The sequence below is a fragment of the Pseudobutyrivibrio sp. OR37 genome, assembly GCF_900113655.1.
GTDB lineage: Bacteria > Bacillota > Clostridia > Lachnospirales > Lachnospiraceae > Pseudobutyrivibrio.
In genome coordinates this window covers 21,119-27,502 of record NZ_FOQF01000038.1, presented here as the reverse complement: position 1 = coordinate 27,502, position 6,384 = coordinate 21,119, and the positions used below count along the sequence as shown (strand labels likewise).

The 6,384-nt window shown below is 36.2% G+C and carries 9 protein-coding genes; 2 read left to right on the top strand and 7 right to left on the bottom strand.

What is annotated here, in order from left to right:
* Positions 1-335: 335 nt before the first annotated feature.
* The 3 genes from BM097_RS14250 to BM097_RS14240 all read right to left on the bottom strand — a co-directional run bounded on the left by BM097_RS14250 (position 336) and on the right by BM097_RS14240 (position 1,941).
* Positions 336-563, bottom strand: a complete 228-nt coding sequence (locus tag BM097_RS14250; protein ID WP_143085004.1) for a hypothetical protein — start codon at positions 561-563, stop codon at positions 336-338.
* A gap of 93 nt (positions 564-656) precedes the next feature.
* Positions 657-1,118, bottom strand: coding sequence for a hypothetical protein (locus BM097_RS14245; protein ID WP_090551690.1), 462 nt, complete (start codon positions 1,116-1,118; stop codon positions 657-659).
* Positions 1,119-1,143: 25 nt separating this feature from the next.
* Positions 1,144-1,941 carry an alpha/beta fold hydrolase gene (locus BM097_RS14240; protein WP_090551686.1) on the bottom strand — a complete coding sequence of 266 codons (798 nt, stop codon included), beginning with the start codon at positions 1,939-1,941 and terminating at the stop codon, positions 1,144-1,146.
* A 200-nt stretch (positions 1,942-2,141) separates the two neighbouring features.
* On the opposite strand from BM097_RS14240, the gene BM097_RS14235 reads away from it, so the two are divergent.
* A complete protein-coding gene (locus BM097_RS14235) occupies positions 2,142-2,942 on the top strand; it encodes a hypothetical protein (protein WP_090551681.1) in 801 nt (266 codons plus the stop codon).
* 315 nt (positions 2,943-3,257) lie between these two features.
* On the opposite strand, the gene BM097_RS14230 is transcribed toward BM097_RS14235, so the two are convergent.
* Together BM097_RS14230 and BM097_RS14225 are read right to left on the bottom strand one after the other, a co-directional pair.
* Entirely contained in the window at positions 3,258-3,464 is a 207-nt protein-coding gene (locus BM097_RS14230) for a hypothetical protein (RefSeq protein ID WP_090551677.1), read from the bottom strand.
* 39 nt (positions 3,465-3,503) lie between these two features.
* Positions 3,504-4,100, bottom strand: coding sequence for a helix-turn-helix domain-containing protein (locus BM097_RS14225; protein ID WP_090551673.1), 597 nt, complete (start codon positions 4,098-4,100; stop codon positions 3,504-3,506).
* A gap of 239 nt (positions 4,101-4,339) precedes the next feature.
* Between BM097_RS14225 and BM097_RS14220 the strand changes: the two genes are divergently transcribed.
* Positions 4,340-5,065, top strand: a complete 726-nt coding sequence (locus BM097_RS14220; protein ID WP_090551669.1) for a MerR family transcriptional regulator — start codon at positions 4,340-4,342, stop codon at positions 5,063-5,065.
* A gap of 172 nt (positions 5,066-5,237) precedes the next feature.
* Here the strand turns inward: BM097_RS14220 and BM097_RS14215 are convergent, their stop codons facing one another.
* Positions 5,238-5,702 (bottom strand): DUF2127 domain-containing protein, encoded by a 465-nt coding sequence (locus tag BM097_RS14215; RefSeq protein ID WP_090551666.1) that lies wholly within the window; start codon positions 5,700-5,702, stop codon positions 5,238-5,240.
* A gap of 215 nt (positions 5,703-5,917) precedes the next feature.
* Positions 5,918-6,361 carry a GNAT family N-acetyltransferase gene (locus BM097_RS14210; RefSeq protein WP_090551663.1) on the bottom strand — a complete coding sequence of 148 codons (444 nt, stop codon included), beginning with the start codon at positions 6,359-6,361 and terminating at the stop codon, positions 5,918-5,920.
* Between the last annotated feature and the right edge of the window lie 23 nt (positions 6,362-6,384).

Here is a 6,384-nt window from a genome sequence, read left to right as displayed (position 1 = left end):
ATGATGTTCACCTCCCTTCAGTGTATTGGTGAATCAATCGGTTTGGTAATGCCCATGATCGCGGAGCATCAACAACCTCGCATAAAAGAATTCAGTTAGAGATGATTTGTTGCGACCCAACTGCCAATGGGAAACCATGAACTCTAACAAACAGCTAGTGGGTTTGAAGTTAACTTCCGTGCCAGGGGAACTGACTATTAATGAAGTAACCATTAAGGCTCAACAAGGAGTGAAAGAACTATTACCTGATTGACTCAAGGTCAATAATATCATGAGCATAACCAAACCGATTGATGGAGTTGTATAAATGTAAAAACTTAGTAACAAAATATATATTACGAGTAGTAATAGTATGTGTTAAGTATCATTCCAACAACACACGACAGCAACAATAGCAACGAAGCTAGTAGGTACTCTCTCATGCTTTTTGCCATAAAAACATTCATAATTGCCAATGCTACTGCAACGAGCAGCCATATAGGATTAATACCTGCCATTCCTAGCATATCCCGAATTATAAACAATACCAATGGAATTAGATTCATCCACTTACAATACTTCATTTCTCCTCCATAAACTCTCGCTGATGCTCGATACTCTGGCTGGGCCATGATAAAGGACATCCAGACAGTAGGCACGTAAAGTGTCTCCTGATCTTATATTGGTTCTCCTATCGAGTTATCTCCTGTGATTCGTTCTCCTAGATGATTTGCCCATCTCTCTGGATATGCAGAAAAGTAAGATATCTTCTCAGCATCACGTTTCCTCACAAAAACCGGTAGAAAACTCCAAAGAATAGATGGTAGTCCAACAGCAATTAAATATAAAGGGCCAAATATTAATGATTGAATTGTGTGTCCATATTCATGCACCATTAGCATTTTAGAAAACGCTTCTTCGGAATAATTCTTTCTTTTTCCCTGGTAATAAAAAAACGGATCATCCGATACAAAAAGAAACATTCCTAATGACAAGCTGGACTTGCTCTTCCATTCGGTAACAATTGAACCTTTATACGAATAATGCTTACATTCTCTGTTTAAAATAAAAATAAAAGCTCCCGCCAATGTCTGAGGTAATCCCCAAGTACATTGCAATAATCTGTAAAACATCTGCAATTAGCATTCCCCCATTTACCCGAATTTATCTTTCGCAAAACTCAAATACTTTATTGTAAAAATCCTTATCCTCTTCAAACAATCCATGGCCCAAGCCTTCAAAGATAAGTATCTCACTGTGCTCAATCCTAGCCTTTAACTCATAAGGAGCATCATTTCCTACAGTATTGTCACTGTCGCCAGACATAATATATGTACTGCATTTTATTTTTGATAAAACTGGTCGTGCGTCGAAATTTAATATCGCATATGCGTTTTTGCAAAACCTGTCATAATTCTTAGGCTTTGTAAATCTGGCCAGAAGTGGTAGATACTTCTTGTTCTTTTCGTTGAATTCCTTCGTATAAACTTTCTCCGCAGTATCTAGCATTAGCTCTGTATGAGTTGAATTTTTGGTCATTTCTATCCATTTTGTAACAACACTTTTTATTGTATCGTTGGCGTATGGTGCAGTGACCACAAGAATCAATTTTTCAACTAGCTCAGGATGCTTTGCCGCCAGATATTGAGAAATCATCCCTCCCTGGGATACCCCCATAACCATTGCCCTGTCTATCCCAAGATTCCTCATAGCTATTGCCTGATCATCTGCCATATCTTCTATTGAATAGCCCTCCGGAATCTCATTCTTTCTGCTGAACATGTAAACGGTATAATCCTTGAAAAACCTTTTATAGGAACCTGCCAGAAGCATAGCCTTTCCCTTTACCGTCCACAATCCATCTGACAATCCTGGCAAAACTACAAGATTCTTTTTTCCTTCTCCGAAGGCCACATAATACATGTCTGTATCGCCAACCCTCACGCAACCATTTTTCTGCATTTTTATATTCTCCCATCAATTAACCTACAATATAATACCCTTTTTAGTATACCGAACCTAAGGCCAAATTAAAATAAGCCACACATATTATTATTTGGTTCTTGATTAAGCGTTAATTTTGTTATATATTTCTACTGTTTTTCAAATACTCATTCGAGTGATAACTCCCGAATTTTACTATTAATTTAGAAAGGATATTAATGAACAAAACTTCATCACTAGAGCACAAAATTGCCTCTTTAAATTCTGAGCTAGCTAAGATTGCCAAGGAACTTTCTAAAGCTCCTAATGGGTCACTTAATGCTGTGAAAACTTCAAATGGTTTCAAATATTATCAAATAGAAAAGCACCATGGAAATGTAAAAAGAACTTACATCAAAAAAGAAAATATCGAATTAGCAACCGCCCTTGCCAAGAAGCGATATAACAAGGTTCGCAAACACGAAATCGAAAATGAGATAGCTTCTATTAAACAAAAAATGGATAGAACTCCCAAAATCTCATCAACAGATCTACTCTATAACGTTCCAGGCTATAGTAATCTTCTTCAAGCCTTGCTAAATCCTAATTACATAAAACAGCAGAAATGGCTATCCCAGCCTTATATACATAATGATAAACACCAGGAAACGCTTCGATTTAAAACATCTGCTGGAATCACTGTCAGATCTAAATCAGAAACTCTTATAGTTCGTGGATTATCAGATTATAATATTCCATTCAAATATGAATGTGGGCTCGAGATTAATGGAACTATATATTTCCCAGATTTTACAATATATAAAGCTTCTGAAGACATTGAATTAATCTGGGAACACTTTGGAATGATGGACAATACTGAATATCGATTCAATGCAATGAGCAAACTTAATAGTTATATCAATAAAGGCTATGTCCCAGGCCATAATCTGATATGCACCTTTGAAACTATTAATTCACCGCTTACTGAAGATAATATTAAGAGAACCATTGAAGCTTACCTGCTAGACAAAAAGGTATAACCATCTACAATTATTGCTCTTAGTTATACCTTTTTGACTTCGATATAATGTCCCATTGCCCACCAAAAGGTATAACCTCCAGTAAATTCCCACTCTGGTTATACCTTTTTGGCTTCAATACAATGACTCATTGCCCACCAAAAGGTATAACCTCACGTATATTTCCAGGCCAGTTATACCTTTTTGACTACATATTAATCCCTCATAAATTATAAAAGGTATAACCACCTCCTATATCAGCCCATGATTATACCTTCAAAGAAAAAAAGAACCCGCCACAATGATATGTAGGGTTCTATTTATGATGATACGATATTATTCTTCAGTATGCTCTGTCTCTTTTTCTTTCTTTTCTTCTTTCATGATTTCATAGCTTTTAACTGAGAAATATCCTATAAGAAGAAATCCTGCAATAGCTGCAAGGACATTTAGTCCACTTGGGAAAATGTGAGCGATACCACATAATAATATTCCCAAAATAAATAAAGTAAATAACTTCTGCTGCTCTTTTGATAATTTCATTTTTATATCCTCCAATGTTGGTTGTTTTCGTTTAAATGATTATTTGAATAACAGAATGAGTGCTGCACCTATGCCACCGCATACCACTGTAGCGATAACACCTGACAGTATTGCAAATAAAGCTTTCTGATAAGGTCTTTTTGCCTCTTCTCTTATCTGATCTTCTTTAGAAAGCGCCTCTCCCTTTGTAAAAGCTACAATCTCCTTATACGTTTGGACATTATACTCCTTTTTGCACTTTTCAATTCTAGTGGCAAAATACATTGTGCAAGCAAACAGCAATACAAATGGTATGAAAAACCAAAATCCAGTTGTAAATGCCAATACTGGCGTAGAGATAAGAAGTGCCACTATAGAAATCAGCATTCCTATCGCATAGGTGTGCATCTTGTTAATGTCTGCCTGCGTTTGTTCTGTGATGATTCTTTCCATCTTTTCAACATCTCCTTTTAATAGTTGGTCTACGGAGACATTAAAGATTTCACTTAGAAGCAATACGCTCTGAATATCCGGATAGCTTTTGTCATTCTCCCAGTTTGAAATTGTCTGTCTTGAAACAAATAACTTCTCAGCCAATTCATCCTGATTAATATTTTGTGCTTTCCTTAATTCTTTGATTCTGTTCCCAAGTTCCATTCTTATGTCTCTCTTTCCACCTCAGAATACCGAGATATTGATTTCGTTGCCATCAAAAGGCTTTGACATTTACGCTTTTTAGCCATGTCAAAATCTTTTTACATGCCGAAAAATAGGCATTTCTACGCACTTTTATAATCTTACCATATTATGATTGCTAAAAGAATTATTTTCACAAAAGATGTTGACCCTAACGTTACGTCATGGTTTATTGTATAATTACCACGGAGGGAAAAACAATGATGACAGTATATGAAGTAAGCAAATTAGCAGGCGTGAGTATACGCACACTGCAATACTATGATTCAATTGGACTACTAAAGCCGGCAGAGTACACTGAATCAGGGTATCGACTGTATGACGATGCAGCAATGGAACGTTTGCAACAGATTTTATTATTCAGAGAGCTGGAGTTCCCGTTAAAAGAAATTAAGGAAATCGTTACGCGACCTGATTTTGACAAAAAGAAGGCCTTAGAGCAACAGATTGAACTTCTTACGATGAAAAAAGAACATCTGGAGAACCTTATAGATTTCGCCCGTGGAATACAAAACGGAGGAAATAATATTATGGATTTTACAGCATTTGATACCAGCAAGTTTGAGGAATACACAAGAAAAGCCAAAGAGCAATGGGGAGACAGCAAGGCTTTTTCAGAATATGAACAGAAGTCAGCTTCCCGCTCTAAGGATGATGAGAAAAAGCTTTGGAGCGATTTCATGAAATTATTTGAGAAAAGTGGCAAGCTTAAGGATTCCGATCCTAAATCTGCCGAAGCTCAGGCTATGGTAAAAGATATCCAAAACTACATCACCCAGAACTTCTATAAATGCACCAATGAAATCCTTGCGGGTCTTGGTAAGATGTACGCTGCAGATGGCGAGTTCAAAACAAACATCGATAAGGCCGGCGGAAATGGTACTGCTGAATTTGTCAGCCGTGCCATTGCAGAATATGTAAAGTAACCAGGCAGGAGGCACGTAAAGTGCCTCCTGTTCCCTAATGATTAATTTTTTCTAATATAGGCACAAGCTTATCATAAGTCATGCAAAATACGTGTGACGGAAATTTGCCGCGTACAATTATTTACCGTTAAAAGAATTGAACCATGCTCTCTCTTCAAAGCTCTTTTTATAATTACTTATAATAATCTTGTGAAATTTCAAATTCAGATACTGAAACACAATTGTCCTTTATCTCATAAGGAAAATCATTAGTTATCTTTCTATCGCCATAAAATCCCATTAAAATCAATATCAATGCACTTCCAGCAAGAATTCCATCCATAATGCCGGCTGGCAATAAAAACATCATCAGCGTAATGGTTATTATGCAGATGATTACCGACAGCACTAACCCCCACATTCTATTTTTAAGTAGTCCTATAGCACCAATCAGTCTAATCACACCGTAGATTGCCCCCATAACAATCATCATATAAATGTTATCTTGGAAATATTGAAGCTTGAATTCAAAAAACTTTCCAATATCAAACTTATCATTTCCTAGTAACAACGCAGGTATCATACATAGCACACCAGCCAGTTCCATGAATCCGCCATGAATAATCATGATAATTGCTGCTATCTTATATTTTTTCATAGTTTTTCCTCGCTCCATAAACTCCGTTTTTTAATTATTGTAGCCAATCAATCCAACTACATCCATCATAAATCTAAATTATCATAGAAGTTCCATATTTACAGAAAAATTTTCACAGGCTCTACTTGCTGAATAAATAGGTATAACCTTCCATGGATTATCTCCTTGTAAGCTCAGAGCAAATCCTGAGAGTGACCGCCTCATCTTCTAACCAATTAAAAATTTTTACGAAGATACACCATATCAATCAATTGCACGCCTTCCTCAAATATCGGATGATCATAATTGTCCAGAAAGAAGTTTTTAATCAAATGATGTCTCTTGAATCCACATTTTTTATAAAATGGTATAGTCAGCGGACTATCTCCTGTTCCTACCTGCAGCGTTGTATAAATACCGGCGTATTTTTCAGTTATAAAATCTATCAAAAGCCTTCCATACCCTTTTCCATGAAATTCCGGTGAAGTTGCTATATTCTTAATTTCAAGAACGCCATTCCCCTCATCAGTGACAACACATTCTCCTTTGATTCCATCATCATCGAGGACATACATTGTACCTTTATCCAGGTATTTTTCAATCATATCTTCCTGCTCATCAGCCAAGAAAAGCAAACTCATATAATCTCTTTTATTATCCTTCACTTCATATATTTTCATAGTTTTATTTCTCTAACGATTTC